Below are 26124 nucleotides of genomic sequence, written 5' to 3' on the forward strand. Positions count from 1 at the left end.
TCATTAATCATCCACAAAATCCGACGAATCCGATATATCTGCCAGAATCCGTGATTACTTTTTCTTAGCTGGAGCAGCTTTCTTGGCAGCAGGAGCGGCAGGGGCTGCCTTGCTTTCTGAAGCCGAGTTCTTAGCGTTCTGTACTTCTGTGCGGATTTCCTGGGCCAGGTTTTTCAGCTCCTGCATGCCTTTGCGTACACGCGTGCCGGCAGCCGAGTTTTGCTTGTCGTAGAACTTTTCGAAGTCGCCTTCCAGAGACATTACCAGGTCCTTCAATTTGCTGAAATTGCTCATTTGAGAGAGGTTTTAGGGGTGTGGAATATATTGATTGAACGGCCCTAATATACTGGGATTTCAAATACAAGCAATACTTCACTTTTTTTTCAAAAGGCCCTTAGGTGCCTCGTAGAGGCATTTTCCTCTAATTTCATCCCCTATCCGCGGTCAACTACAGCATTCATCCACTTAGATTAATGCAAAAAACAAGGCCCGCGAATCGAGTGATTCGCGGGCCTTGTGTAGAAAACACAACCGTAAGAGCGGCTATTCGGCCGGCAGTTGGGCTTTCGAATACAGCCCTTTATCAAGCTTTTCGGCCATGGCTTCGAAAGCACGAATAGTTTCGTCTACGTCGGCCAGCGAGTGCATAGCCGTCGGAATCAGGCGGAGCATGATAACGCCCTTCGGCACCACCGGATACACCACAATAGAGCAGAAAATGCCGTAATTCTCTCGTAGATCGAAGGTTATCTGGGTAGCATCCGATATTTCGCCGTTCAGGAACACGGGCGTTACCGGCGACTGGGTAGTCCCTAGGTTGAAGCCTTTTTCGCGCAAACCGGTTTGCAGGGCGCGTACCACAGTCCAGAGGTTGTCTTTCAGCTCGGGCTTGGTGCGCAGCAGTTCTAGGCGCTTCAGGGCACCTACTACCAGCGGCATGGGGAGGGATTTGGCGAAAATCTGGCTCCGCATGTTGTAGCGCAAATATTCAATTACCGTTTCCTCGCCGCCTACGAAAGCGCCAATGCTGGCCATAGACTTCGCAAACGTCGAAAAATATAGGTCGATGCCGTCCTGCACGCCCTGTTCTTCGCCCGTACCGGCACCCGTAGCACCCATCGTACCGAAGCCGTGGGCGTCGTCAACGAACAGGCGGAACTCGTATTTTTCCTTCAGGGCGATAATTTCTTTCAGCTTGCCCATGTTGCCCGACATGCCGAATACGCCTTCGGTAATCACCAGAATGCCGCCGCCGGTTTCGTCGGTGAGGCGCTTGGCGCGCTCCAGCTGCTTTTCCAGGTTTTCGATGTTGTTATGCGGGTACACAAAGCGCTTGCCTTGGTGCAGGCGCACGCCATCAATAATGCAGGCGTGCGACTCGGCGTCGTACACAATGGCGTCGTGGCGGTTCACAATGGCGTCGATAATCGACACCACGCCCTGGTAGCCAAAGTTGAGCAGCATTACGTCGGGCTTCTTGATGAAGTCGGCCAGCTCGCTTTCCAGCTGTTCGTGTAGGTTGGAGTTGCCGCTCATGATGCGGGCACCCATGGGGAGGGCCATACCATACTGGGCGGCGCCGTCTACGTCGGCCTGACGTACTTCGGGGTGGTTGGCCAGGCCCAGGTAGTTATTGAGGCTCCAGGTGAGTACCTCCTTACCGCGAAAAATCATGCGGGGCTTGATTTCGCCTTCCAGTTTGGGAAATGTGAAATAGCCGTGCGCGTAGTGCGAGTGGCTGCCCAGCGGGCCGCGGTTGGCGGCTATCTTGTTGAAAAGATCCACGAAGGAACGGGTTTAGTGTGTGAAAAACAGACGGGTATTGCCAGTGCAGAACGCGCCTAAGAAGACAAAGTTAACTAAAAAGCAAAAGTAGGGTCCGGCCCGGTGGCGTCCAACTGATTTGCGTCAGCTGCACCCGCTTTTTTGAGTAGGCAGAAAAGGTGTTTCTTTGGCGTAAACTGCGCTGCTCAGGAGGACATAAATCACCCACTAGCACCTCCCCACCCCACCCCTATATGAAAGAAATCAAGAAGCTTCTGGTAGCCAACCGTGGCGAAATTGCGCTGCGCGTGCTGCGCTCGGCCAAGGAAATGGGTCTGCAAACCGTGGCCATCTACTCCGAAGCTGACCGCCATGCCCTGCATGTGCGCTACGCCGATGAGGCCGTGTGCATAGGGCCGCCTACCTCCGCCGAAAGCTACCTGCGCGGCGACAAGATTTTGGCCGTGTGCCGCGAATTGGGCGTGGATGCTATTCACCCCGGCTACGGCTTTTTGAGCGAAAATGCCGCCTTTGCCCGCATGGTGCGCGAGGCGGGGCTGATTTTTGTGGGGCCTACCCCAGAGGCGATGGAGATGATGGGCGACAAGCTCTCGGCCAAGCAGGCAGCCAAAGCCTATAACATTCCGCTGGTGCCGGGCACCGAAGAAGCCATTACGGACGTGGCCGCCGCCCGGCAGATTGCCACGGAGGTAGGCTTCCCCATCCTCATCAAGGCCTCGGCCGGCGGGGGAGGCAAGGGCATGCGCGTGGTGAACTCGGCCGACGAGTTTGCCGAGCAGATGCAACTGGCCGTGTCGGAGGCTACCTCGGCCTTTGGCGATGGGGCCGTGTTTATTGAGAAATATATCGGTGCGCCCCGCCACATCGAGATACAGGTGCTGGGCGATGAGCACGGCAACATTGTGCACCTGTTTGAGCGGGAGTGCTCTATTCAGCGCCGCCACCAGAAGGTGATTGAAGAAGCGCCTTCGTCGGTGCTCACGCCTGAGCTGCGCGACGCTATGGGTAGGACCGCTGTGGAGGTAGCCCGCGCCTGCCAGTACACCGGCGCCGGCACAGTGGAGTTCTTGCTCGACGAACAGCACAACTTCTACTTTTTGGAGATGAACACCCGCTTGCAGGTGGAGCACCCCGTGACGGAGCTAATCACGGGCCTCGACCTGGTGAAAGAGCAGATTAGGGTAGCACGGGGCGAGCCGTTGCGCTTCGGGCAGGACGACCTGCACATCAGCGGCCACGCCTTGGAGCTGCGCGTGTACGCTGAGGACCCGCAGAACAACTTCCTGCCCGACATCGGCACGCTTACCACCTACGTGCGCCCGCAAGGCCCCGGCGTGCGCGTGGATGATGGGTTTGAGCAGGGCATGGATATCCCGATCTACTACGACCCGATGATAGCCAAGCTCATCACCTACGGCCACAACCGCCAGGAGGCCATCGAGCGGATGCTGCGCGCTATTGCCGAGTACCAGATTACCGGCATTGCCACTACCCTACCCTTTGGTACTTACGTGCTCCAGCACCCCGCTTTCGTGTCGGGAAACTTTGATACCAACTTCATCCGCGACCATTTCCCCGCCGACGCTCTCGTGCCCCCTACCCCCGACGAGGCCACGGCCCAGGTAGCGGCCATGCTGGCTGCCATGCTGCTGGAAACCAAGAAACCACAGACAGCCTCGGCAGCCGAAACAAGCAGCACGACGGTTTCGGCGTGGCGGCAGAACCGGCTGGGCCGACGGTAGGCACTTGCGCGGCCATCTGTTCCGTTTCGGTACCAGATGGCGCTGGCCACACCGTATAGATTCGCGTCATTCGACCCGATGTATCATCTTATCAAAGTCCCACTAGTTCATTCTCATACCCTTATGTCTACCACCCCGTCGCTCCCACAAGAGCTGTTTGTGCACCACGTGCTGTTCTACATGCCCGCCACCGCTACCGACGCCGATAAGGCGAAGTTGCTGGAGGGCCTGCAACTGCTCCGGCAAATTCCTTCCGTCAGGCTGGCGCATATTGGTACGCCTGCCGCCACCAACCGCGCCGTTATCGAGCGTACGTACACGTATTCCTGGCTGTGCTTTTTCGATGATGCAGAGGCCGAAGCGCACTACCAGCAGCATCCGTTGCACGACGAGTTTCGGGAGCAGTATGCCCGCTACTGGGAGCGAGTGGTTATCTACGACTCGGTAGGGCCAGCACCGGCTGATCTACCAGTGCGTTAGTCTTTTCTGAGGAAGTACTTGGTTTGCGCGGAGTGGTGTGCCGGCTGGACTCACGTAGTTGGGTAGTCGCGGCGCCACTCCGCCAGCAGGGTCAGCAACGTAGGGTCGGTGATAGGAATTTTGGGTAGTAGCAGGCGGTGCCGTTGCGTTTGCAGGTAATCTAGCAACCAGTAAAACTCCTCCGGATCTGGGTCGGCAAAGGCCATGGCCCAGCCAGCAAACACCCGCTGCGGCTGCTCGGCGCGATACAAGGTTGTAATCTGCTGGTGCCGGGGGTCTTGCTGAATCTGCGCGTAGAGCGGTTCTACAACGCTGGCGCTGCCTTCCAGAAACTGCACGAAATGACCATCGTGGTAAAAAAGTAGGCCCGTAACACCGTGTTGCTGGTTGTGGGCCCGTGCTTCTTCCAGCAGATCAATCAGGTCGGCTTCGGAGAAAGACTGCCGAGCCCGGCTCCGGTATATCAGCTGTATGATGGGGGCAGCGGGTACCACTTGCGGCCCGCCACCAGCGGTAGCCGCCAGGTATTCGGGTAGTTCTGGCAACGACAAGGCTGACGTGGCAGCGGCCAAACGCAGGAGCGCGTGGTGACGCTGCGAGACTGTTAACGGTGATTCCACCCGCCCGTGTACGTAGCCCGGCCCTAAAGGTAGCGTGATGTGCCCGTGTACCCCGCTTTATACTTCCTATAAAAAGCACAAATACCTGATTGTTAGCCTTTCATCTGCACAGTACTTGTTATCACTTCCTACTAAATAGCATCGTCGTGGCTGAGGCTCACTCTGATATTATCATGATTTCATCTCGTTGAGCCCCCTATGCTTCCCTACCTCGGCTATTTTGCAGCCATCTTCATTGGCTTATCTCTGGGTGTGCTGGGCGGTGGCGGCTCCATCCTGACGGTACCAGTGCTAGTCTACTTAATGGGCGTTAGTCCAGTGCTGAGCACTGCCTATTCGCTGTTTGTAGTGGGTTCTACCTCCGTTGTAGGGGCATCGGGCTACTTCCGTAAAGGCCTGGTCTCCCTGCCGGTGGCGGTGGTTTTTCTGCTGCCTTCGCTGGTCACCATTTTTGCGGTGCGGAAGCTGCTGATGCCTATTATACCGCACACGCTGTTTACCATCGGCGACTTTGTGTTCACAAAAGACCTGCTGGTGCTGTTGGTTTTTGCGCTGCTGATGGTAGGGGCGGCCCTACCTATGATTCGTGGGTCGTACGCAGACGCCGGAGCCGGGCAAAGTGAAATGCGCCTTGCCCAACCGCCGCTTACGTACGCTCTCGTGATGGGCATTGGCTTGGTGGTGGGGGCGCTAACTGGCTTTGTGGGAGCAGGAGGCGGTTTTCTTATCATTCCGGCTCTGGTGCTGGGCGCCCGCCTACCCATGAAGCGGGCCGTAGGCACGTCGCTGGTCATCATTGCCACCAACTCGCTCATCGGCTTCACTGGCGACCTAAGTGCGGGCACGCCCATCGACTGGCCGTTTCTGCTGGGCTTTATGGCCTTTGCGCTGGCCGGTATGGTGCTGGGCTCTTTCCTGGCTCGCTTTATTCCCAACGCCCGGCTAAAGCCTGCTTTCGGCTGGTTTACGCTGGCGATGGGCACGTTCATCTTACTGCGCGAGCTACTGTTTTCCGCTTTCTGAAAGACCAGCTACCGTAGCCGGCCTGTTTCGCTTCACGTTTTATCTACCCTACCCCTTGGGCATCAGCAGCTCTCTGCGCCATGTGTGCGCGGCCTGCGTGCCCGCAGGCATTCCGTTTTTGCCCTACAACTGGCGCCGGGAAAGCTGGAACCTGTGGTTTGTGCTGGGCGGCTTTCTGGTGGGCTTCGGAACGCGCTACGCGGGGGCTGCACCTCGGGCCATGCCATTTCGGGGCTGTCTAACCTGCAATGGGTATCGTTGGTCGCCGTAGTGGGCCTTTTTGCGGGCAGTCTGCTACTGTATCCGCTGTTGTTCTAACCGTTGCTTATCATGAAAAACCTGCCTGGCTGTTGCAGAACTCCTCACCTGTTTGTGAAGGTGATGCGTAAAATGCAGCATGCAAGGCCAAAAGCACTTCATTAATAAAGAGGTCACACGCTTTCGGCTTTCCGAGCGTGGGCCGCGGCACAATTTCTATCGCCGGTTGACCGAGCTTGTCGACTGACCCTTTCTTTATCAGGAGACCAAAACGCTCTACAGCCACACGGGACAGCACTCGCTCGACCCGGTTGTGTTCTTCAAGCTCGTGCTGATCGGCAGGCTAGAGAACGTGGTCAGTGACCGGCGCCTGGTCGAGCACTGCGCTCTGCGACTGGACATCCTCTACTGCTTGGGCTACGATGTGGACGAAGAGTTACCGTGGCATTCCACGATCAGCCGCACACGTCTTCGAGCGCCTATTCGACCACGTCCTTGCCCAGTGCGTGGCCCGGGACTTGGTGAGCGGGGATACGCAGGCCATCGACTCGGCGCCTGTGAAGGCAAATGTCTCGCTCGACCGCCTCCAGGAAAAGCACCCACTGCCGACGACGTCCGGGCCCGTCGCCGCGGCACCCCTCGAAGCCACCCCAGAACCGCCGCACCCCAGCGCGGTGCTCTCGGCCCCGGCCCATCACTTACGGCAAAAGGCCGCACGTCGTGCCCACCGCCACGTCACCACCAGCAGCCCGTTGGGCGCGCAACACACGCAGGCGCGGCTGGTAAGCGATAAAACGCATGACAGTCTTACCTGTCCCGAGGCCTGTATTTCCGTCAAGCCAGGCAAAGCGCGGGCCCTGAACAAAACGATGCTGCTAGCAGCGGTTGCTTATAAGTCTGAAAAAGCTGCTGAAACATCAGTCCCAACAGCGCCTGGGCTTGGCAACAGCCCTACCCAAGCCTGCTATACGGCGTCTGATCTACCTAGTCCAACGGAGGAAGAGGAGTCACCAACTACTCAATCGGCCAAGTAGCCGCGAAACTAGCTAACAGCAGTATAGTTCTGCAACAGCCACGGACGTTTCGCGTACAATATCAAGAGCGAGAGTAACTACATACAGAAAGCATGATAATACAAAACGCCCCGACCAATCTGGCCGGGGCGTTTGCGTTGCAATAGACTAGGGCGTGTATTCCTCTATAGTCGAAGAAGTGCGCTACTACCCTGGTCAGTAGATGAAAAAGTTTTGAGAAAGCTTCTTTTCTTGCACTGCCAAAGAACGGTAGCTTCTCCTGGAGCGGGTGAGCGCGCTTAATATGCTCGGTCTTCTCGTACAATCAGTACGTCCGCCATCGTGCGGTCCGGCAGCTTATAGCGCAGCAGCCCCTGCGTGGCGCGCAGTAAGTTCTGATAGGCTTCGTCTGCCGTCGTGCCGTGGGAGTTGATGCCCGTAATTTCTAAAATGCGGCCTAGGTAACTGGTTTGATCGCGTACAATCTCGGCGGTCAGGGGAACACGTTGCATATAGGAGGGGGTAAAGGATAGTTGTATGGTTACAAAGTGTGTTTGAATAATACAACTTGTTGTGATTAGCAGTTGACACCGAAGTGATTAGCAATATATGTACCAACAGCAAATCTTTTATAGAAATAGGGATATACCTCATAGCTCGTTCCCGATAGCTTACGGCGTACGGCGCTGCGCACAGCACTACTTCCTTGTCCCGCTGTGAGCCATGGGGAAGTAGTGCTTCTTTCTGGTAGCTTTGAGACGCTGACTTTCTAGCGTATGCCACACTCCATTCAACCCATCTACTTTGAGAATGCCGTCGGGCGCATCACCGAGCATGCAGCCGGCTATGCACTGGTGCGCTACCACCCAGTCAAACGCGAGCCCGCTGAGTTGCGGGCCTTGCTCACGCACTTAGGCAACTTGCTGCTACGCCGTAGCTGGCAGCGCATCCTAGTGGATATGCAAGCCATGGAACCCCTGTCCACCCCCGATAAAATGCTGCTCATGGAAGAATGGTACGGTGGCCACATCTTGCGCCCCGAGCGACTCTGTACAGCCTACGTGCTGGCCGACAACGCCCTGACGCGACTCGGCATCTACGAGCTACAACAGGAGGCGCGCAAGCATCATTGCTCCGATGCGTTCACGACGTTGGAAGAAGCCCACGCCTACTTGCTCACGTGTGCCCAACCGTAACGAGCGCGAAACCATAGCTTGAAAGCGCAAACGCCCCCACTGAAGCGGGGGCGTTCGGGACGTGTTGCCAGAAAGGAAGGAGTGGCTACTTCTACTAGGTGGATAAGTAGGTGATAGTCTTGGTGGAGAAGAGTAATTTATCGAAACATACGACACTACTCTGTTATCCGAACTGCTCAGGATTAAACTGTTCGGCAGCAAACATTCGATCGAAGCTAGGCATAGACGACGTGGGTTCAGAAATAGTATGGCAGGCAATTACTGCGGTCATACCAGTAGCCAGATCCTCCTCTGCTCGTTGCAGGCGTCCATTGAGGCCATAGACAGTCGTTAGTAGCCGTCGCAACGTTATTTCCTGTAGACTGACGCAGGTAGAGGCCTTTTCTAGTTGGATGGTAGGTCGTACCGAGTCGAAGTGCACGTACTGCTTGCTAGGTAGCAGTACACCACTTGCGATAACACGTCCCCGTCGGTGGTATCGCTTCAATAACTCTGATGCAGCCACGGCTCGGTTACCGGCTTCCACCTGCTGTGTCAACTCCCCGGCTTGTAGCGGTGTGGCAACGAGCAAACATAGACTGGTATTGGGCAAGCTGTCTCCGTTTAGTAGTAACCCCCGAATGTCGCCCATAATCAAAGAGGCCATGCGTATGCTCTCATTCTGCCCCTCTGTCTGGTTGACGCAGTTCCCGCCATACTGAATACCACCTTCCTGGAAGTCAATAGCCACGTCACCGGTGCTGGCATGCACGACTTGCAAGCGTTCTACGCGCGGCATTTGCTCACGCGCATAGCTGTATTTCAAATACCCCTTTTCGCTGATATCCAGCGGCGCGATGTCTCGTGCTTCCAGCCAGGCCCGGTGTTCGAGGCGCAGATAGCCGGTCTGCTCATCCACAAACCAGCCTGCATCATAACAGGTAGCAATATCCGTGAGCAACTCTTTCAGCGTCACACGCAGACGAGTCGCCGGTTCGGAAGACGCTGACCGTTTCACATCCGAGCCGGCGGCCAGATGCTATTTAAGAAGGGACGCCTGCAAGAAGTGGAGTTTTTCTTCCCCTGCTAACAGGCAAGAACTCCTGCGCCCCCTAACGGCATGGAGAAGTTTCTGCTAAAGAACCTACACCGCGCTAATCGACCGACGCCCCGCAAGAAAAGCAAGCCCACGCCCACAGATGATCTAGTCTAGTAACCACTAAGAAACCATATGTTCAACATTGGCTAGTCTATACGTATCATTGCCGGTAGCCACGCGCTTTCATGCTGCTGAACGGCCTAGCCAAGAATGAGGGCCGTCGTACGCTGCTGAAACTTCTCCATACGCTTGCACCAAGTTTCTTTCTGTGCGAAATCACCAGAAAACCTGGCCTATCGGAGAGGTGTTTTTAAGCTTCTATTTCCGGCCTAAAAAGCAGCAAAAAAGCAATTCTTTGGTACTCAATGCGCTGCTATTATCATAGCATTATCAGCGGATAAAATAGGGTTTTTAGCACATTATTTGTCGAGCTTGTTGCTGCTCATCAATTCCGGTGTGCACTTCCCTTTTTTTGTATGTTTCCCCTCTTCTGGGTCAGCTTCCTGACCCTGCCTACTGCAGTTGGCGCTCCCCCGCATGCCCAACCACTCCCCCTACCCGACCCCCGGTTTCAGTACACGCTGAGCGTGCTTACGGGGGCGCCTACGGCTCCCACGCGCACGCTGTGGGTGAAGCCGGCCCGGGGTAAACGTCCCGTTCAAGCCATCACCCTGTCGGGACCCGCGGCGCAAGACCCAACGCACGAAGTGGTGGCGCGGGACGTAAATTTTGACGGACAGCTTGATTTGATGCTGACGCGCAACCGCGGCCTAGTCAACCAGACGTATTCTTACTGGCTGTATGATACTAGCACGCAGCGTTTCGTCTTCAATGCGGCCATGAGTAGCGCGCTGGCCGGCTACCAGATAACGTTTGACGCCGCTACGCAGCACATTGTCACGGCCGCCCGCTTTTCCTGTTGTGAGCACGAAACGCGCACCTACGCCCTGCGACCCACCGGCGCCTTGCAACTCGTGCACACGAAGACGGACAAGGTGATGGCGCAGCCACGCTAAGCACGTTGATGTTTTATAACGTTTGTTTATTGGATAGAATGTCTCGCCTTCGTTTTCTGCCTATTGTACTGCTCAGTGGAGCGCTGCTGAGTTGCCATTCCGTGCCATCTACAACTACTTCAGAGGAGCTGCTTACCCGTACGTGGCGCGTAATCAGCCTGACCGAGCAGGTGGGGCAAGCCCCCGTCACCAATCTGTTTCAAGCGTCCGAGCCGTGTTGGAAAGACAACTTGTACCAGCTCCATCCTCAAGGTGTTTACACCCTGCTGGAGGGTGCGACGCCTTGCAACGCGCAGGACCCGGCCAGCCGTTCGGGCCGCTGGGAGTTCACGCCTGGTACGGCGTACTTCCGGGCCACTATCGTGTACGGGCCGCCGTCGGAGGGAGCTGAAACGCGCCTGCAGGGGCGCATCGAATCGCTCACCGCTCATCGGCTCGTGCTGACCCAGGTTGACACGCTGGCAGGCGTCATCACGCGCACTCGTACGACCCTGCAAGCCCAGTAGCCAACCAGGTCAAGCCACCCATTGTATCCGCTTGCGTTTCTTCTTTTAGCCACCTCCTTATTACCGCTCACGAAGCGTACTACCATGAAAAGAAAACCGCTTATATTCCTGCTAATCCTTGGCTTATGTACCGCATCGACTGTGACAAGTACTGCTCAGACAGTCTGCCAGACGACGCCTACTGTAGTCCGCATTGCTGCGGCTCCCCTAGCGCAAGCGCTGACCGACCTTTCCCGCCAGACGAGCTGCCCCGTGCAATACGAGCAGCAGTTGGTGCAGTCCTTCCGTAGCCCAGCCGTAACGGGTCGCTTAACCACGGCTGACGCCTTGGTGCAACTCGTGAAAGGTACCGGCCTAGAAGCACACAGCAGCCAGGGCAAGCTCAGTGTGAGTCAAGCCGACCAGCAAGTCATTGGCAGAAAAGCCGCTTCCCTGCAAGCGCAATTGGGACAGGCCGTAAAGGCGCAGAAACTACCCCAGCACCAAGCTAATACTCTGTATACCGAATTAGGCGCGGTCAGCACCTCGGTGGTGACCCTGGCCAAACAACAGGGCTTTGTCAGTGCGGCGGAGAAAGCCAGCTATCAGCGCACCTTTTCCCAGGCGGAACAGCTGCTAGCTCATGTGAAATAGCGTAGCAACGAAACTCATCCTAGCTAGTCGCCCGCAAACCAGAAAGCCCCTCATAAAGGGGCTTTCTTTTATTCAACGAGAATGCATCATTATCTACTCTTTATTAGTGCATTTATAATACGCTTCCCTTAAGTGAAAGCCAGTTATGCGTAGAGAAAGACATACTATTCACTACCTGATAAAAAGCTTCTATTCTGAATACTTCTAGCTTCTAATTAAACAGCTCCGACCACACTGTTTTTCCAGGCCGTTTTTTGAATGTTCTTTCCGCGCCACTTCACATAGGAATTGCGTAGTAGCAACTGCTGATTTGCTATTCCTTGTTCCTTATGCACACCCCCCTACAGCGATGAAAAGTGACTCCACGCTTCTTGCCCTTTGCTGTGTGCATGGCTTGTTGATGCTATACATGATTGTCGTATCGGAGTCCCTGCTCATTGGTTTGTCTTGGCTGGGCGTCTTGATTCTGACGGGTATGACGGCTTGGTCCATTAAGCCAAAGAAGGCGGATTGATCCGCACTGCCGCGGTAACCAGATATGCTTTGTTCAGATTGCATGAAAGCGGTCTAGCACCACCGGCAGCTGTGGGACCTTCATAGAAACTTTGTTACGCGCGGTACCTATTCGCTTTTGCTACGTTTCCCTTGTCTACTGTTCATCGACTGGTGGGACAGAGTAAACTATAGTATGCAGTGTCCAGGAAGTTCCCCTCCCACATTTCGTTTTGGCGGAACAGTCCCTCCTGCACAAATCCCGCACGCGTCAACGTACGCGCCGAGGCCACATTCTGCGGGTCAGTGATGCCCTCCACCGAATGCAGGTGTAATGTCTCAAACCCAAAATGCAGCACGGCTGCCAGGGCTTCCTGCATAAGGCCCTGCCCCTGGTTGGTTGGATGCAGCATGTAGCCTATCTCGGCGCGGTGATGCTCTGGTTGCAGGCGGTAATACCCAATGGTACCGATGATTTCGGCAGACGCAGGCAAGGCCATACCCCACTGCAGTAGCTCATTCCGGCTTATTGCGTCGTTTCCTGCCTCAATGAAGGCGGCACATTCGGCTACCGACGCCGCTAGGGGCCGAGGAATATATTGCATCACCTGCGGGTTGGAGCGCAGGGAAAATAGAGCCGGGGCATCGGTACTGGCAAGTTGGCGCAGCGTCAAGCGCTCGGTACTCAAGGCGGGGAAGGGCGTAAAATTGAAAGTCAGCATTGCAGAAGACTTGGCTAACGTAGCCGATTAAAAGGGTGTACTAGAGCAAAATTATCGTACTACACTCACTTTTTACACGGCCTTTTTGGCCGTAAGAGAACTAGCAGCTACATGCTACCTAACACCGTACCATGTATAGAAGCCCCTCTTATAAGAGGCTTTCTGGTTACACAGCATTAGAAAACCTGGTTAACGTTTCCTGTACAGCAGCCACTGCGCTACGTAAGGCGGCACTGGCTGTCCCTGTGCTAATGCGGCAAGTACCTGCCGTTCGTGCCGACGGTTGAAGCGCACAATGCCCTGCACCCCGATGAACGCAGCATAGCCACCCGTCACCATGTCGATACCAGTACGCCAGCCCCCATCACCACGGGCTGTATAGGAAATACCGCTATAGGTCACCAATCCCCCACTAACGGCCGCCGCCCAACTGAGCCGGCGCCCCCACTTGAAAATTTTGTGCACGGCCTGCTGCGTACTATCGGCAATGGGGATTGGCAGTGCTTGCTGGTCTACTATCGACGCGCTCTGCGACGTGGCAGTAGTGGCCTGGGCTAGGCTGCTACCACTCAGGGTTAGCAACAAGCAGACGAGTATGAGGAGGGATTTTATAGGCATAGCTGTAGAGCATATATAATGGGTAAGCAATTTAAGCTAACGTGTTTATAGTGAATCCAATATAAAACAAGGTGAAATGCAAATTAGCCCGAAAGCCCCTCACATAAGGGGCTTTCTATCGCTAGTGTAGCTATTGTTATCTCTACTGCACTACCAAGCGGGCAGTGCGAGCCCCTTGGCGCACGACGTACACGCCGGCGGAGATGCCCGTTAACGGCAACGGGGTAGAGGCCGTGTGCACGCGTACGATCCGCCCCGTAAGATCAAGTAACTCAATGGGCGTGGAAGTTGACGCCTCCAGCACCTGGACCTGCGCGTGAGCCGGATTAGGCACCAGCTGTAAGCGAGCGGGTAGTAATCCGTCCTGCAACTGGACGGCCCGCACGGAGGAGAATGTTTCCGTGCCATCACCGTCCACTTGCCTCAGCCGGTAGTAGACTACGGCGCTCCCGTACTGGGCAGCCGAGGCATCCGTGAACGCATAGTCATGCGGCCTACTGCTGGTGCCGTGCCCACGCACGCGTCCCACTGGGGAAAAGGTATGCCCATTCAGACTGCTTTCCACCTGGAAATAGGCGTTGTTCCGTTCGGATGCCGTACGCCAGGTCAACTGCACGTTGTCTACTGCAGCCACTGCTTTAAAATGCACCAATTCTACGGGCAAAGGCCGGCTCACATCGGTCAGCGCTACGCTGTTCGCTGCTGTACCATTGTTGTTGTTCGCGTTTACATCCGTTGAGGAAGTAGTAGCCCGAGCGGTGCCTGTTACTGTCGAGATGGTACTAGGAGCCGTAAAGCTCACGGTGTAGCTCACGCTGCCCGTTCCGGCTGCTAACGAACTCGTTTCTGGGAACGTGACCACGCCATTGGCATAGGAGTAGGCGGCCGGTAAGTTCACGGGGGATAGTCCTTGACTCAATGTAAGCGTGGGGCGAACCGTGCTGGCAGCGGCGGTGCCAATATTGGTGGTCGTTACGGTGTACGTAATGGTACTGCTAGGCGTTACGGTACGGGGGGCCGTTACACTCGTGGCAATATCGGTTCCTTGTCCCCCAACTTGCACGGTGATGGTCGCTGGGTTCGTAGGAGTTGCCGGTACGGCCGTCGTGCCCGTGCCAACTGCATTGGTACTAACCAGGTAGGGAATAGAAACGGCGCCAACGCTTCCCGTCCCACTTGGGGTAAACGTGACAGTACCATTAGCATTTACCCGAAAAGTACCCCCTGTTACCGTTCGCGTCTGCTCAATGGCAATCGTGCTGGGGTCCAAATCAATTGTGCTATAATCGAACGTACTATTTGCCGCATTGTCATTGTCTAAAATACTGATCGTAATCGGCGTGTTATTAGGGGTGACCACATTATCGTCTTGCGCGGTCGGAGGCACGACTACGTAGAGGTTGCGCACTTCATGCGTGTTGGTTGAGCTTCCTGTAGAAGCCGCTAACCCCAGCCGCAGCGTTGCCGGTGGTGCCGTTGGCAGCAGGAAAGAGTTAATGGCCGTCGTCAGACCCGTCCCGTTCTGGATGCGCACAATGATCCGATACGTTCCTCCGGTGGGTGTGACACTGATAGTAGCTCGGCGGTAGTTGGTACTAGTGGACTGGGCACGTGTGGTGCTCACACCAATTGTGCCGCCTGCATTACTTGTGGTTAGTACAGGGGTGAGCAGGGCATACCCGCCGGCTGCGTTTCCTCGAATGGCGACCGTATTGCGGACGTACGTTGCCCCCCCACCCGTGCGGCCCTCGAAGTTGGTGTTGAAGCCACCAAACTCATCCAGGCCGATACCCAGGTAGCCGTTTGTGGCACCAGGTGTGGTGGTGGTTCCCGTCGTAGCTGGCGCATAGCCCAGCGAACTGCCGAATGCACCGGGTGTGAAGTTCGCAAGCGGTGTCGCACCATCAATTAGAAAGACACTAAAGCCATCAGCGCCAGACGTACTCGCTGTGTACGCGAAAAACTCAAAGGAAATATTAAATCCTTGCGCAGCTGGAAACGCGGCATTACTGATCACTGCGCCGCGTTGGTTGGTACCATTAGAGGTCAAGCGCAGGTACCCATTACCCTCCGTATCCGTTGTGCCCCCCCCGTTGTTAGCAGTTAGTACGGCATCGTTACGGAGCGTAAAGGTGGTAGTGGTAGAATTCTTGAAGCTTTCATTAATAAGTACTTGTGCTTGTAGGGGCAGCTGAAAGGAGACTACACACAGTATGGCCGTTAGCTTTCTTAGCAATGAGCCGATCAGGCGGTTTCTACCAGTGGGTAGCGAGATAGGAAAGGACTGTTTTTGCATGAAATGAAAGGAAGAGTGATAGGATGGCTGCTTTTGATAAGCGGTCGAAAATACATGCCCCCGTGTCCTATTCTGCAGAAAAGAGGCAACAGGGCCGATTTCATTAGAAAGTCACTAGTATATCTTACTAATCTTATACTCATTCCCTAAAATCCTATGCAGTAGTCGTGTGCTACGAAGTTGTTACGTGAGCCCCCGCTCAACAAGGGTCCTATTCTTGTGGTCCCTTTAGTAGCATAGTCATCGTGTCGTCCGGTAGGGTGCACAGGATGACTGGCCTTTTCGCTTCTTTTGCTCTACCCAAAGCCACCTCTTTCCATGTTTCTTGCCCAGAACGGCACGCGACCGGCCGTTGGCCGCATCATTACCTATACCAGTCTACCTTGCCATCCGACCACTACGCAAGCCGTCATTGTCGAACTCCGCCCGCCACTGGCCGAACTCGACAATGGTGCGCTGGTTCCCTTGCAGGATTTGCGCCTCGTCGTGACGGATGAGCGCTGGCTCCCCATCCAGGATTTTGCCGACCAGTACCTGCTTTCTTCCTATGGGAAGGTCGTCAGCTTATCGTATCGGCACACGGACCGGCAGCGGCTCTTACAAGCGTCCGGCCCCCAGCGCTACCCCTCCGTTAGTCTCTACGGTGCGGCCGGGGTGACGCAAGTAGGCCTGAACCGCCTAGTGGCCCAGCACTTTCTGCCGCCTCCAGCGGAGGAACGCTTCCAGCATGTGATTCCAAAAGACGGCAATCACCTCAACCTACGAGCGGAGAATCTGCAATGGGTCGATCAACGCGAGCAGCAGGATCGGGTAGTACTGGAGCGGTTTCACCGCTGTGGCGCGCGAAACCCCAACAGCAAACTTACGCCTCATTCCGTACGACAGATTCGAGCCCTGGCCGCACAGGGACAGAGCTACCAGCAGCTAGCCACCCGGTTTGGCGTCAGCCGGCCTACGGTTTCGCTGCTCGTGCGACGGCTTACCTGGCGGACTATATAGACGGTTTAATGCTGGTGTAAGCTCAATGTTGCATTCACATTCCTTGCGCTACAGTGCGCCTCCCATCGATCCTAACAAAGGGACCAAACGTTTTGCTGCATAATTGCGTTAGTTACCCTACCTTTGTGGTAGGACTATAGCTTACAACAACAAAAAAATGGCAGGCAGCCACACGGGCCACCTGCCACCTCTTACTTGAGCAACTGCGCGGCTAAGTAGACTGCGCCACTCGCCCCGCCGATTGCTCCTAGTACCTTCACAAGGAAGATACTAGTTACCCGGAATTCGCACTTGAAGTACAGTTCATCCGAGCTCGTACGACCCTTTTCCATTTCCGATAGAAGTTAGGTGTTCCAAGCACCTACTTCCTGAAGCCCCTCGGCCCCCCAGCCTGGGGGCTTCGCCGTTTATAGGCAACCGTGTTGGCGAGGTGCTTACCGTACGTTAAGGCAAAGATACCAAGACGTATCCTAGCTTTTTCGTGTTCTTGCTTTTGTTATGCACTGGCTACGCAACAGGTTTTTCTAGTAGCTTCGTTTAAAGCTATTCCAGCGTGTTTTGAGTATTCGAAATGCCCCAAAAAGCCCCTCGACTACGCAACATAGGCACTGTTTTGCTGTAAAAGTTATATTTTATTAGCGTGGTAACTGTAACAAAAAAGCCCCGACCTATGCCGGGGCTTGTTACTTTTTATAGTCGATACCATTGTGATTGTTTCCCACGTACCCCATCGGCCGGCCGGCCGCAGTACCAACCCGACACGACCACCCGCCCGTACCTCAACGACTTGCCCACCGCGACCGCTGTACGCCAAGCCCTACTCAAGCACCAATCGACAGCCCGAAAACCCAAGCGCTAAGCCGGTTAAAAGCAGCACTTTCCCCGCTGTCGTACTACTGCTGCAGAAACAAACAGCACGTACAATGAAGTACTGAAGCCCACAGATGATCTGACCTAGCCAAAAAACAGCCAGTCTCTGTACTCTCTTATCCTTAGTTAGAAACCCGATTCTCTTCCTCCTGGCTACCGGCTGTACGGCGGCTCATGACCTTGCCGTTGCCAATTTTCCAAGTGAAACTCACCAACACCTTGCGGCTTTCGTATTGGTTGTTCCAGGTCATGTTGACATTGTTGTAGCGTAGGTAGCTGCGCCACTGATCGGTATAAAACAAATCCGTGAGGCGCAGGCTCAGTGTCGCCCTTTCCTGCCAGAGCTGCTTTTTCAGGCCCAGGTTGAGCGAGCCGTTGGCGCGGACGTAGTATAGCCCTTGCACCGTTGGAGAACGGTAGTTGCCGCCAACGGTAAGCAGAAAGTGGCGGGGCAGCGTGAAAGTGTGATCGGAACTGGCTGACCAACCGAATTGAGCCAGTCGCACGGGCTGGCCCTCCATCTGCGTATGGGTTTGCGCGTAAGAGCCCGCCAGCTGGTTGTCCACGCCCCACCACTTGGTCACATCCGAGTGGCCACCGCAGGAGAGAATGAGTGTCGTGGCCTGGGCCAGGTTTTGCTCGATGGAGGTCGAGACTTTCGTCTCGTCGTTCTGGTAGACGACATCGTTGATGCCGTTGGTTGCGCGCAGGTAACTCAGGCCTAGCACCTGGAAATTGCGGTGGGTGTAAGTCAGCACTGCGGACATAGCCAGCGAAGGCGCCAGGTACGGATTGCCTTGGTGAGCGGTGTAGGCGTCTGTGTAACTGAGAAATGGATTCAGGCTCTGGTAGTTCGGGCGCGTGATGCGCCGGCTGCCGGATACCCCTACCTGATCGTGCTCACTGAATTTGTAAATCGCAAACAGGCTGGGAAACAGCTGCGCGTAGTCACGCCGCACGCGCTGCCCGGTTATAGGGGATGCGCCCACAGAGTGCGTGTGTTCCCCGCGCAGGCCGCCTTTCAGCCGTAGCTTCCCCAGCGTGGTGCTTAGGCTCAGGTAGGCCGCTGTGATGGTCTCGTTGTACTCGAACTCATTGGTGCGCAACGGATCGGGCTGCCAGATGTCGCCCGCAAACGTGTCGAAGGCCAAGGCGCTGCGCGTGGTTACCCAGCTGACTTTGGCGCCCGTTTCAGCCCGCCATGTGGTGCCAGCGACGGGGTGCAGGTAGTCGACCTTCGCCGCCCGCACAGTCACCGCCGACGATTCGGCACTGCGCAGCCGTCCGGCGTCGCGGGCCACGTCGCTCAAGGGCGTGAAAGCCAGATTGGTAAAGGTTTGGTCGGCGGAGGACGTGTAACGCACGTAGTCCACGTCGGCGCTCAACTCTCGACCCAGCGTGTCGAGCGCAAAGCGGTAGTTCAGGTTGAGGCCCGCGTTGTCGGAACGAGAGGCCTGTGGGTTGTCCATCTGCAAGCGCCCGACCGGCTGGCCGGCCGCGCCGGTGATGATGGTTTCGCTGGTGGTTGGGGCCGTTTCAGTGTAACGGCTGCCGCGCACCTGCCCACCCAGCGTTTGACGGGGTGTGAGTGCCACCTCGGCGCCTACCGCGTAATTGACGGAGTGCCCCAACGGGTGCCAATAGTTTACCTGCCGGTATACCGTGTCGCGAATGTGGCGCACCTGTACCAGTCGATTGAAGGAGTTGGATCGCCCCGTACTCAGACGAGCAAACAGCCGCACCTTCCCCACGTTATAGTGCAGGTTGGTACTGCCCGACGCCTTTTCGTAGCGACCGTAGCCGCCCGCCACGGTTGCCGTGCCGCTCAGCCCGGGCCGCTGAGTGCGTTTGAGGCGAATATTGAGCACGCCGGCTGTCCCGGCCGCGTCGAGCGAAGCCGGCGGGTTGGGCAGCAACTCGAGCTGACTGATAGCCGAAGCTGGGAGGGACTTGAGGTAGGCCTTCAGCGCCTCCCCGCTCATATAGGTTTGCTTGCCGTCGAGGAGTATCAGCACACCCGTGCTACCGCGGTAGACGATGTTTTCGTCTTTGTAGAGCTGGATGCCGGGGGCTTTGCGCAGCACTTCCAGCGCGTTGTCGCCAGCCGTATTCAGGCGGTCTACATGCAGCACGGTACGGTCGGCGAGCTGCTCTAGTGCGGGTAGGCGCCCCTGCACGGTCACACCTTGCAACGTGGTAGAAAGGGGCGTGAGCGTGAGTGGAGGTACGATTACCGGCCCACTGCCGACCACAAAGCTCGCACTACGGGCGGGTCGATAGCTTAACAATAGGGCTTTCAAGCAGTAGCGCCCGGCGGCCACCCGCGTAAAGCTGTAGTCTCCTTGCTCGTTCGTGGGTTGCGCGGCTACCACCGCCGAATCAGGTAGGTGTAGCAACACCGCCGTGGCAAGGGCCAGCGGCCTACCTGTTGCATCGCGTACGCTACCCGTTACGGAAGCTGATTGCTGGGCGTGGATTCGTTCGCTGAGTAGCAGTAAGCCGAAGGTCGCAAGGAGCGTACAAATTTTCATCAGGGAGAAATGGTTAGAGGACGAGGCGAAAGTGCGCTGCTGTCCTCCCCTACCCAAGAAAATTATTCCACTACCCCAGAATGCAGTGTCAACCTTCACCCTAGCCTTTTTCCGGTCTTCACATCAAAATTGCGGGTAATGAAATAAAAAAGTAGCGTCTACTAGCAAAGAAGGATAGGTTTGACGAGTCATTATTCTATAGGCTTCTCTCCCCCGATGACTTCCATCTTTCTACTGCTGCTCCACCTGCTTCCCACAGTCCTGCCCGTCCTCATCGCTCCGCCCTCCGAAACCCGAGACGTCGCTGCGTTTACCTACGTAGCCGTAGCGACGCCCGTGACGGTGCTCGTGCACCAGGGAAGTCCTCAGCAAGTCACCGTTGAGGCTGCTGCCGCAGACATGGCCCGCCTGGAAACCATGGTCGACCACGACGAGTTGCGCATCCGCGACCGGACCGCAGATGCGTGACACAGTAACCAGAAGCACATGCCACGCCTAGGAGTAGTGGTGGACGGGTACACCGGGAGTAACCATATTCAGTCTCTTCTCTTTCTTAGCTTGTGAAAAAGTTTCCCGTTCGTTGGCATGTTGCGGCCTGGGTGGCCGTGCTGGTATACTGCCTACTTGACTTTCTGTTAGCTACGCCCTGGCAAGGGGAAGGGCTCCATCAGGGCTTGTGGCTGACCGTCTCATTTACGCTGGTTGGAACGACCGTCTTTTACTTTTGCTACCTAGTGGTTTATCCGCGCTGGTTGCGCGCACGCCGGCTGTCCTACTTGATAGGTGGCTTAGCTGGGGCCGCGCTGTTGTTTATCCTGCTGCGGGCTGGGGTAGAAGAACTGCTATTTCCGGCAGTGCTAGGGTTCCACAATTACAGCCCAGACACCACCCTGGGGCACTACGTGTATGAGAATATCTTTTATTCGCTGCCGAACCTAACCTTAAGTGGTGCCTTATGGGCTACTGAGAGAACCCTCCTGCAAGAACACGAAAACCAGCTGCTCCGAGAGGAGAAGCGCGCCGCCGAAACGGCGTTTCTCAAGACGCAGATCAACCCGCACTTTCTCTTCAACACGCTCAACCTGCTCTACGGCATGGCCTACCCCGCGTCCAAGCCCTTAGCAGCAGCCCTGCTTAAGCTGGCCGAGCTGATGCGTTACATGCTCCACGAAACAGCTACTGACCAGGTCGCATTAACCAAGGAAATTGAGTACGTGCAGCATTACTTAGCCCTCTACCGTCTGCGTTTTCCCGACCAGCTGTTTGTGGAGTTCTCCATCACGGGGGAGCCTACGGGCCGCCAGATTGCCCCCCTGGTGCTGATTCCCTTTGTGGAAAATGCGTTGAAGCACGGCGTACTGGACGACCCCACGCACCCGGTGCGTATGCAACTCCACGTGGGCGCACAAGAAGTGGTTTTTCAGGTTGAAAACCGCATCAGCGACCAGCAGAAAGATACCACCAGCGGTATTGGGTTGCCCAACCTGCGGCGCCGTCTGGCTTTGCGCTACCCTGGCCGTCACCACTTGCACATTGCGGCTGACAACGGCCAGTTTGATACCTTGCTGCGCGTCGCTTGTTAAGCACGTTCCTTTCAAAAGCCGTTGTTGCCCTCCGCCTATGATTCGCTGCCTGGTTGTGGATGACGAAGCACCCGCCCTCGCCATTTTAGCCGATTACATCAGCCAAGTACCCTTTTTGACACTCGTGGGCACCACCACCAACCCGCTTGAAGCGCTGACCCTCGTGCAGCAAGGCGGCGCGGACGTGGTGTTTCTGGACATTCAGATGCCCAAGCTGACAGGGCTGCAGTTTCTCAAGCTCAGTGGCCATAGGTGTAAGGTAGTACTCACGACAGCATACCCGGAATACGCGCTGGAAGGCTACGAGAACGACGTGGTAGACTACCTGCTCAAGCCCATTGCCTTTGAGCGCTTTCTGAAGGCGGCGCAGAAAGCGTTGGCCTTGTTTCCTGCCGCGCCGGCTGCGTCCGGGCTACCTGCGCCGGTGTCATCTACTCCCCCTGCGTACTTATTTATCAAGGGTGACACCAAACACAAGTATGTGCGCGTCAACTACGCCGATATTCTCTATATCGAAGGACTCAGCAATTACGTCTCGTTGTATCTACCGGGGCAGCGGCTGATTACGTATCAGACGCTCAAGGAGCTGACGGACACGTTGCCGCATCCGCCCTTTCTGCGGGTACATAAGTCCTATATCGTCTCGCTCGACAAGATTCGGCTGATCGATGGTAATACGCTGTACATTGAGGACAAGCAAGTACCCGTCAGCGAGACCTACCGTGAGCAATTATACCGATTGATCCGAGAAAAGTAAATGCCCGCCCTACGCGATGTCATTCAACAAGCAGGGCAACCGTTAACGCCAGAGCAAGTAGCCGCTCGGTTCAAGCGCACAAAACCGGAGAAGGTCCGACCACTCTTAGACACCCTAGCAGCCCTCTCCTTACTGCGCCTATACAGATAACGGCTACGCTTCTTACACGCCATAAGCCCTGACATATGCCGGGGCTAAGGTTTCGTGGCGTTGCCCTTTACGGCGTACGTGTGGTATCACGTGGTGGGGGCGGTGGAGGTGGTGGTACTGGTGTGCGAACCGTATCACGTGGCGGCGCTGATGGGGACGCTGGAGGCACGGGCAGGCGAATCGTGTCGCGTGGCTGCTGCCTACTGCTTGTATTGCGGGCTAGCGCTGGTTCGGGTGAACTAGCTGCATCAGGGTCGCAAGCGACAAGTGCGTAGCTCGTTGTGCCTACTAGTATGAGGCAAACCGCTTGCCGTACTAGCGAAAGGAATGTCCTCATAATCGCATGGCTTAGTGCTGTTTATACAGAGTAACGAGAACGGGCACAGCTGTGTTGCGAAAGGCAGCGTGTCTACATTGTAGCTTAAAAAAGCCCCTCACACAAGGCAAGGGGCTTTCTGCTATCTTCTGAGCTCCGTACGCTACTTGCGCTCATGTAAGCACTCAAATAACTGATTTGCGGCCGCTTCCAAAAGAGGTAAGTCAGTCGTCCGCTCCTGGCAGCGGTGCATGTCGTAGTGGCAAAGCGTACCGTAGGGTTGACCCTGCGCGTCTCGGATAAGCACACCGCAGTAGGATACGACGGGGGTCGTTATCGGCTGCGCCAGCGGGTCCGTGGCGGCATCCAGAATCTGCACGGGTGCTTGTGCACGGCCGACCAAGGAGCAATAGGTAACGGCCAGTGGCACATCATCGCCACGTTGTATGGCTGGCTGATTACGGTCGAACAGCACCTCATTGCGGAGCGTGTCGCCGTCGAAACGGAAGATGCCGGTGTACCGGTGGGGCGTTCGACTGTTGAGGTAATTCAGGGCGGCATGCAGCCCTTGTTTCTGTAAGGTTGTAGTAAAAGCGTCGATTTCGGGAAGCAGTTGCATAGGCGGGCCCTAATGGGAAGGGCGAAGTTACCCTTTTCCCTTGTCAAAATTGCCCGGGCAGGAGGACCTTCTTCTAGCAGATGGGGTACCACATTGCGCTTACAGGCAGCGTCCAGCCTACAGCTGCTCTACCCCTAGTGCGTCACTAGTTACCAGCTCTTTCGCGCCGAAGCTCTCGCGTTAGGCTTGTTAGCTAGATAGCTATAGTGCACTCCTGCATTGCCAGCAAATAAATCAATTACAGCACCTTAACAAGCCGTAACTAAGCACGTGTTTCAAAAAGAAAAGACACTTTTTGATAATTCACGCGTTATATTACCCATTAAAAAAGCAGGTAGCTACGCAGCCGAGTAGGATGTTTTCTCCTATTTACTTAACAACACCCACAGGAGAAAGCCCCTCGTGTGAGGGGCTCTCTACACAGCTGTACCAAGTTCTTCGTGGGCTATGCCCAGAAGGCAGCTCTTCTCTTTCGAGCAGAATATAGTGTGGGACGAGAATAGTGTTTGCTTAACGTCCTTTTTTACGATTACGCTAGAAGAGAGCGTACCACTTCTGCCCTCGGAAGGTCAAACCCGGGCCTGGGTAGAACCAAGGTCTTTTGGTGAGCTTACGCTGCCATCTACTGTATCTACTAAAGTGTGAATAAGCATCACTATAACACGTTAATTCGCAATTTTGCTGAAGACACCTGTTTTCCTCTTCTCTATACAGTATCTAAATAGGCAGCTTCGTGCGTGAGAAAGTGCTCAATAGTTGCCAGCGTTTCTAGGGGCGCGCTCAAGTGCGGACAGTGACCCGTGGCTTGCAGCTGCACCAACGTAGCGTTAGGCAACTGCTCGAGCAAGTACGCTCCCACTTCTTCCGGAGCTGCTACGTCGTGCTGACACTGCACCAACAGCGTGCGGTGTTGCAGGTGGGGTACGTCGGCCCGATTATCGGAGAGAAACACGACGCGCGCAAACTGCTGTGCAATCACGGAATCCGTCTGGCAGAAATAGCCTGCCAATTGCTCGCCCAGCGACGCGTTGTTGGCCGGCCCCATCAGCAGGTTGGCAAATAGGTTGGCCCAGCTATCATAGTCGGCTTGCATAAGCCCCAGAAGCTGTTCAATGTCTTCTCGTTCGAAGCCCCCGTGGTAGCCCGGTTCGTTTAAGTAGCAGGGCGAGGGGGCGAGCAGTATGACGTCTGTGAAATAGGCCGGCGCTTGGATGGCAGCCAGCATGGCAATAGTAGCGCCGACGGAGTGCCCAATTAATGTCACCTGCGTTAACGCTAGCGCTTGACAGATCTCGACTACGTCGTGCGCATACCCGGCCAAGGAGCCGTACTTCTGGGGGTCATAGGCGTGCAAGTCAGACGCACCGCCGCCAACGTGGTCAAATAGCACAACGGTATACTGCGTGGCTAGAGGTGTCACTAAGTAGCGCCAAATCTGTTGGCTGCAGCCAAAACCATTACATAAGAGCAGCGTCCGTTTCCCAGTGCCCACCACATGCACATTATTGCGCGCGAGAATGGCAGCCCGCTGTAGAGAAGTGGAGGCGTTGGAGGGTAGGGTAGTAGAAGCAGGAATCAGCATCATCCGGGTTACTGGGTGGCGTCGTGAACGTAGAAAGTAGAGGCATTTTCAGCCTTATATTAATTTAATTATAGCAATACCAAATAGCATATTATTTGTTTTTCTAAACAAAAATATTCATAATTATTATTCTAATTAACTATCTATATAACTGAAAATCCGACACAAAACAACAAATTTCACAGCGCTATTCCTATTAAAATACTATTAATGATCATATTGGGAAATTGAATTAATTATCAGAGATGTAGCCACTCCTTGTACGGGGCAGTAGGCGCCACCCTCTATGCAAGTAGCCCCTGCCCGCAACAATCACCACTAGTAGGGCTGACCCACAATTGTAGCCCAACAGACAGGTAGGCTTTATGTGCTGCCTTCTAACAAGTTGCCCTCCTGTGCGATGGTACAAGTAGCCACTCGACACGCTTTTATATATGCTGCTAATTGCGTACCTATCGGTGCCTTTGCCTTACGCTGTTGCTACGCCCATGCTGCCTCCCCTTCCTCCCCTCTCCTCTGCGGACGAGCAGGCACGTTTGCTTGCGCTGCGCCCATACAAGAGCCTTAAAGTGGTACCGGATGCGCTATTCAGTACGTTAGTCGATTTAGTTTCTCGCCTCTTCGATGCCCCCTTGGCCTTGCTGACACTAGTGGATGAGCATGACACCTTCTTCAAGGCCAGTTACGGGGTGACCCTACGCCAGGTGCCCCGCGAGCAGAGCGTGTGCGCCCTAACTATCTTGCAGCAGACGACCCTCGTAACCGAAGATTTACAGCAGGAACCGCACGCGCTCGAAAACTTCCGTTACGCCTGTGCCAGCAACATGCGCTTTTATGCGGGCCATCCGCTGCGGACCGCAGAGGGCCATAATATTGGGGCACTCTGTATCCTCGATAGCCGGGTGCGCACCTTCAGCCCGCGGGAGCGGCAGTGTTTACAGCAGTTGGCGCAGCTAGCCAGTCACTTGTTGGCCCTGCGGCTCTCTTTACAGGCACGACAGCCCATGCCCTCCCCCGAGTGGCTTTCGCTGTACGATATCCTCTACGCTACGTTTGACCAACTAGAGGAATCCGACGCCCACTTGCGAGAGCGACGCCTGTTGCCGGAAGGTGCCCGCCGCTTCCAAGAGCAAAGTCTACATCTACACATGGAGGCGACCATCGCCAAGATGCAACAACGAATAGCGCAAATACAGGCGGCTTTATTGCCGTAGGAAAATAGCAACTACGCTGCGCCAC

General features: G+C 55.5%; 24 protein-coding genes and 3 pseudogenes. 16 read left to right on the plus strand and 11 right to left on the minus strand.

Features of this window, described 5'->3' with window-relative positions; genetic code table 11:
* Positions 1-120 precede the first annotated feature (120 nt).
* Both MUN82_RS07490 and MUN82_RS07495 read right to left on the minus strand, forming a co-directional pair.
* Positions 121-294 (minus strand): annotated as a pseudogene (locus tag MUN82_RS07490) (BF3379 family histone-like protein); the annotation flags it as partial.
* Between the two features lie 249 nt (positions 295-543).
* Positions 544-1785 (minus strand): aminotransferase class I/II-fold pyridoxal phosphate-dependent enzyme, encoded by a 1242-nt coding sequence (locus tag MUN82_RS07495; RefSeq protein WP_245096319.1) that lies wholly within the window; start codon positions 1783-1785, stop codon positions 544-546.
* Positions 1786-2018: 233 nt separating this feature from the next.
* On the opposite strand from MUN82_RS07495, the gene accC reads away from it, so the two are divergent.
* Entirely contained in the window at positions 2019-3527 is a 1509-nt protein-coding gene (accC, locus tag MUN82_RS07500; protein ID WP_245096321.1) for an acetyl-CoA carboxylase biotin carboxylase subunit, read from the plus strand.
* A gap of 123 nt (positions 3528-3650) precedes the next feature.
* Positions 3651-4007 (plus strand): Dabb family protein, encoded by a 357-nt coding sequence (locus tag MUN82_RS07505; RefSeq protein WP_245096322.1) that lies wholly within the window; start codon positions 3651-3653, stop codon positions 4005-4007.
* 50 nt (positions 4008-4057) lie between these two features.
* On the opposite strand, the gene MUN82_RS07510 is transcribed toward MUN82_RS07505, so the two are convergent.
* Entirely contained in the window at positions 4058-4579 is a 522-nt protein-coding gene (locus tag MUN82_RS07510; RefSeq protein ID WP_245096324.1) for a BLUF domain-containing protein, read from the minus strand.
* 246 nt (positions 4580-4825) lie between these two features.
* Between MUN82_RS07510 and MUN82_RS07515 the strand changes: the two genes are divergently transcribed.
* The 4 genes and pseudogenes from MUN82_RS07515 to MUN82_RS07525 all read left to right on the plus strand — a co-directional run bounded on the left by MUN82_RS07515 (position 4826) and on the right by MUN82_RS07525 (position 6942).
* Positions 4826-5650 (plus strand): sulfite exporter TauE/SafE family protein, encoded by an 825-nt coding sequence (locus MUN82_RS07515; RefSeq protein ID WP_245096326.1) that lies wholly within the window; start codon positions 4826-4828, stop codon positions 5648-5650.
* Between the two features lie 58 nt (positions 5651-5708).
* A pseudogene (locus MUN82_RS07520) lies at positions 5709-5968 on the plus strand (YeeE/YedE family protein); the annotation flags it as partial.
* A gap of 253 nt (positions 5969-6221) precedes the next feature.
* Positions 6222-6317 (plus strand): annotated as a pseudogene (locus MUN82_RS22420) (hypothetical protein); the annotation flags it as partial.
* 13 nt (positions 6318-6330) lie between these two features.
* Positions 6331-6942: a hypothetical protein gene (locus MUN82_RS07525; RefSeq protein WP_245096327.1), complete on the plus strand. Its 612-nt coding sequence runs from the start codon at positions 6331-6333 to the stop codon at positions 6940-6942.
* A gap of 278 nt (positions 6943-7220) precedes the next feature.
* On the opposite strand, the gene MUN82_RS07530 is transcribed toward MUN82_RS07525, so the two are convergent.
* Positions 7221-7433 (minus strand): hypothetical protein, encoded by a 213-nt coding sequence (locus MUN82_RS07530; protein ID WP_245096329.1) that lies wholly within the window; start codon positions 7431-7433, stop codon positions 7221-7223.
* 264 nt (positions 7434-7697) lie between these two features.
* Between MUN82_RS07530 and MUN82_RS07535 the strand changes: the two genes are divergently transcribed.
* On the plus strand, positions 7698-8117 hold the full coding sequence (locus tag MUN82_RS07535) for a hypothetical protein (protein WP_245096331.1): 420 nt from the start codon (positions 7698-7700) through the stop codon (positions 8115-8117).
* Between the two features lie 163 nt (positions 8118-8280).
* Here the strand turns inward: MUN82_RS07535 and MUN82_RS07540 are convergent, their stop codons facing one another.
* Positions 8281-9072, minus strand: coding sequence for a hypothetical protein (locus MUN82_RS07540; RefSeq protein ID WP_245096332.1), 792 nt, complete (start codon positions 9070-9072; stop codon positions 8281-8283).
* A gap of 599 nt (positions 9073-9671) precedes the next feature.
* On the opposite strand from MUN82_RS07540, the gene MUN82_RS07545 reads away from it, so the two are divergent.
* From MUN82_RS07545 to MUN82_RS07555, 3 genes are all read left to right on the plus strand, one after another.
* The gene (locus MUN82_RS07545) at positions 9672-10211 is read left to right on the plus strand and encodes an XAC2610-related protein (RefSeq protein WP_245096334.1); all 540 of its coding nucleotides are present in this window, start codon (positions 9672-9674) and stop codon (positions 10209-10211) included.
* A gap of 38 nt (positions 10212-10249) precedes the next feature.
* Positions 10250-10717, plus strand: a complete 468-nt coding sequence (locus tag MUN82_RS07550; RefSeq protein WP_245096335.1) for a hypothetical protein — start codon at positions 10250-10252, stop codon at positions 10715-10717.
* A 141-nt stretch (positions 10718-10858) separates the two neighbouring features.
* A complete protein-coding gene (locus MUN82_RS07555) occupies positions 10859-11350 on the plus strand; it encodes an STN domain-containing protein (RefSeq protein ID WP_245096337.1) in 492 nt (163 codons plus the stop codon).
* 656 nt (positions 11351-12006) lie between these two features.
* On the opposite strand, the gene MUN82_RS07560 is transcribed toward MUN82_RS07555, so the two are convergent.
* The 3 genes from MUN82_RS07560 to MUN82_RS07570 all read right to left on the minus strand — a co-directional run bounded on the left by MUN82_RS07560 (position 12007) and on the right by MUN82_RS07570 (position 15478).
* Positions 12007-12564: a GNAT family N-acetyltransferase gene (locus tag MUN82_RS07560; RefSeq protein ID WP_245096338.1), complete on the minus strand. Its 558-nt coding sequence runs from the start codon at positions 12562-12564 to the stop codon at positions 12007-12009.
* 189 nt (positions 12565-12753) lie between these two features.
* Positions 12754-13182 (minus strand): hypothetical protein, encoded by a 429-nt coding sequence (locus MUN82_RS07565; RefSeq protein WP_245096340.1) that lies wholly within the window; start codon positions 13180-13182, stop codon positions 12754-12756.
* A 142-nt stretch (positions 13183-13324) separates the two neighbouring features.
* The gene (locus MUN82_RS07570) at positions 13325-15478 is read right to left on the minus strand and encodes an Ig-like domain-containing protein (protein WP_245096342.1); all 2154 of its coding nucleotides are present in this window, start codon (positions 15476-15478) and stop codon (positions 13325-13327) included.
* 318 nt (positions 15479-15796) lie between these two features.
* Here MUN82_RS07570 and MUN82_RS07575 point away from each other — a divergent pair, with 318 nt between their 5' ends.
* On the plus strand, positions 15797-16477 hold the full coding sequence (locus MUN82_RS07575) for a helix-turn-helix domain-containing protein (RefSeq protein WP_245096344.1): 681 nt from the start codon (positions 15797-15799) through the stop codon (positions 16475-16477).
* A gap of 992 nt (positions 16478-17469) precedes the next feature.
* On the opposite strand, the gene MUN82_RS07580 is transcribed toward MUN82_RS07575, so the two are convergent.
* Complete coding sequence (locus MUN82_RS07580; RefSeq protein WP_245096345.1) at positions 17470-19878, minus strand: outer membrane beta-barrel protein; 2409 nt, start codon at positions 19876-19878, stop codon at positions 17470-17472.
* Between the two features lie 180 nt (positions 19879-20058).
* Here MUN82_RS07580 and MUN82_RS07585 point away from each other — a divergent pair, with 180 nt between their 5' ends.
* The 4 genes from MUN82_RS07585 (at position 20059) to MUN82_RS22535 (ending at position 22368) form a co-directional block, all read left to right on the plus strand.
* Positions 20059-20346 carry a GIN domain-containing protein gene (locus MUN82_RS07585; protein WP_245096347.1) on the plus strand — a complete coding sequence of 96 codons (288 nt, stop codon included), beginning with the start codon at positions 20059-20061 and terminating at the stop codon, positions 20344-20346.
* Between the two features lie 92 nt (positions 20347-20438).
* Positions 20439-21461, plus strand: a complete 1023-nt coding sequence (locus MUN82_RS07590; protein ID WP_245096349.1) for a sensor histidine kinase — start codon at positions 20439-20441, stop codon at positions 21459-21461.
* A 37-nt stretch (positions 21462-21498) separates the two neighbouring features.
* A complete protein-coding gene (locus tag MUN82_RS07595; RefSeq protein ID WP_245096351.1) occupies positions 21499-22218 on the plus strand; it encodes a LytR/AlgR family response regulator transcription factor in 720 nt (239 codons plus the stop codon).
* Positions 22219-22368, plus strand: coding sequence for a methyltransferase family protein (locus tag MUN82_RS22535; protein WP_445991663.1), 150 nt, complete (start codon positions 22219-22221; stop codon positions 22366-22368).
* A gap of 479 nt (positions 22369-22847) precedes the next feature.
* Here MUN82_RS22535 and MUN82_RS07600 read toward each other — a convergent pair whose 3' ends face one another.
* Both MUN82_RS07600 and MUN82_RS07605 read right to left on the minus strand, forming a co-directional pair.
* The gene (locus tag MUN82_RS07600; protein ID WP_245096352.1) at positions 22848-23303 is read right to left on the minus strand and encodes a hypothetical protein; all 456 of its coding nucleotides are present in this window, start codon (positions 23301-23303) and stop codon (positions 22848-22850) included.
* 706 nt (positions 23304-24009) lie between these two features.
* Positions 24010-24888 (minus strand): alpha/beta fold hydrolase, encoded by an 879-nt coding sequence (locus MUN82_RS07605; protein ID WP_245096354.1) that lies wholly within the window; start codon positions 24886-24888, stop codon positions 24010-24012.
* 431 nt (positions 24889-25319) lie between these two features.
* On the opposite strand from MUN82_RS07605, the gene MUN82_RS07610 reads away from it, so the two are divergent.
* The gene (locus MUN82_RS07610; RefSeq protein ID WP_245096356.1) at positions 25320-26099 is read left to right on the plus strand and encodes a GAF domain-containing protein; all 780 of its coding nucleotides are present in this window, start codon (positions 25320-25322) and stop codon (positions 26097-26099) included.
* The last annotated feature ends 25 nt before the right edge of the window (positions 26100-26124 follow it).

Source organism: Hymenobacter aerilatus (assembly GCF_022921095.1).
Lineage (GTDB): Bacteria > Bacteroidota > Bacteroidia > Cytophagales > Hymenobacteraceae > Hymenobacter > Hymenobacter aerilatus.

Excerpts from the sequence above, each read along its gene's own strand:
- MUN82_RS22535 (WP_445991663.1), top strand. The coding sequence starts at position 22,219 with ATGCCCGCCCTACGCGATGTCATTCAACAAGCAGGGCAACCGTTAACG.
- MUN82_RS07525 (WP_245096327.1), top strand. The coding sequence starts at position 6,331 with ATGTGGACGAAGAGTTACCGTGGCATTCCACGATCAGCCGCACACGTC.
- MUN82_RS07550 (WP_245096335.1), top strand. The coding sequence starts at position 10,250 with ATGTCTCGCCTTCGTTTTCTGCCTATTGTACTGCTCAGTGGAGCGCTG.
- MUN82_RS07580 (WP_245096345.1), bottom strand. The coding sequence starts at position 19,878 with ATGAAAATTTGTACGCTCCTTGCGACCTTCGGCTTACTGCTACTCAGC.
- MUN82_RS07530 (WP_245096329.1), bottom strand. The coding sequence starts at position 7,433 with ATGCAACGTGTTCCCCTGACCGCCGAGATTGTACGCGATCAAACCAGT.
- MUN82_RS07565 (WP_245096340.1), bottom strand. The coding sequence starts at position 13,182 with ATGCCTATAAAATCCCTCCTCATACTCGTCTGCTTGTTGCTAACCCTG.
- MUN82_RS07535 (WP_245096331.1), top strand. The coding sequence starts at position 7,698 with ATGCCACACTCCATTCAACCCATCTACTTTGAGAATGCCGTCGGGCGC.
- accC (WP_245096321.1), top strand. The coding sequence starts at position 2,019 with ATGAAAGAAATCAAGAAGCTTCTGGTAGCCAACCGTGGCGAAATTGCG.
- MUN82_RS07600 (WP_245096352.1), bottom strand. The coding sequence starts at position 23,303 with ATGCAACTGCTTCCCGAAATCGACGCTTTTACTACAACCTTACAGAAA.
- MUN82_RS07515 (WP_245096326.1), top strand. The coding sequence starts at position 4,826 with ATGCTTCCCTACCTCGGCTATTTTGCAGCCATCTTCATTGGCTTATCT.
- MUN82_RS07570 (WP_245096342.1), bottom strand. The coding sequence starts at position 15,478 with ATGCAAAAACAGTCCTTTCCTATCTCGCTACCCACTGGTAGAAACCGC.
- MUN82_RS07575 (WP_245096344.1), top strand. The coding sequence starts at position 15,797 with ATGTTTCTTGCCCAGAACGGCACGCGACCGGCCGTTGGCCGCATCATT.
- MUN82_RS07595 (WP_245096351.1), top strand. The coding sequence starts at position 21,499 with ATGATTCGCTGCCTGGTTGTGGATGACGAAGCACCCGCCCTCGCCATT.
- MUN82_RS07560 (WP_245096338.1), bottom strand. The coding sequence starts at position 12,564 with ATGCTGACTTTCAATTTTACGCCCTTCCCCGCCTTGAGTACCGAGCGC.
- MUN82_RS07605 (WP_245096354.1), bottom strand. The coding sequence starts at position 24,888 with ATGATGCTGATTCCTGCTTCTACTACCCTACCCTCCAACGCCTCCACT.
- MUN82_RS07505 (WP_245096322.1), top strand. The coding sequence starts at position 3,651 with ATGTCTACCACCCCGTCGCTCCCACAAGAGCTGTTTGTGCACCACGTG.
- MUN82_RS07545 (WP_245096334.1), top strand. The coding sequence starts at position 9,672 with ATGTTTCCCCTCTTCTGGGTCAGCTTCCTGACCCTGCCTACTGCAGTT.
- MUN82_RS07610 (WP_245096356.1), top strand. The coding sequence starts at position 25,320 with ATGCTGCTAATTGCGTACCTATCGGTGCCTTTGCCTTACGCTGTTGCT.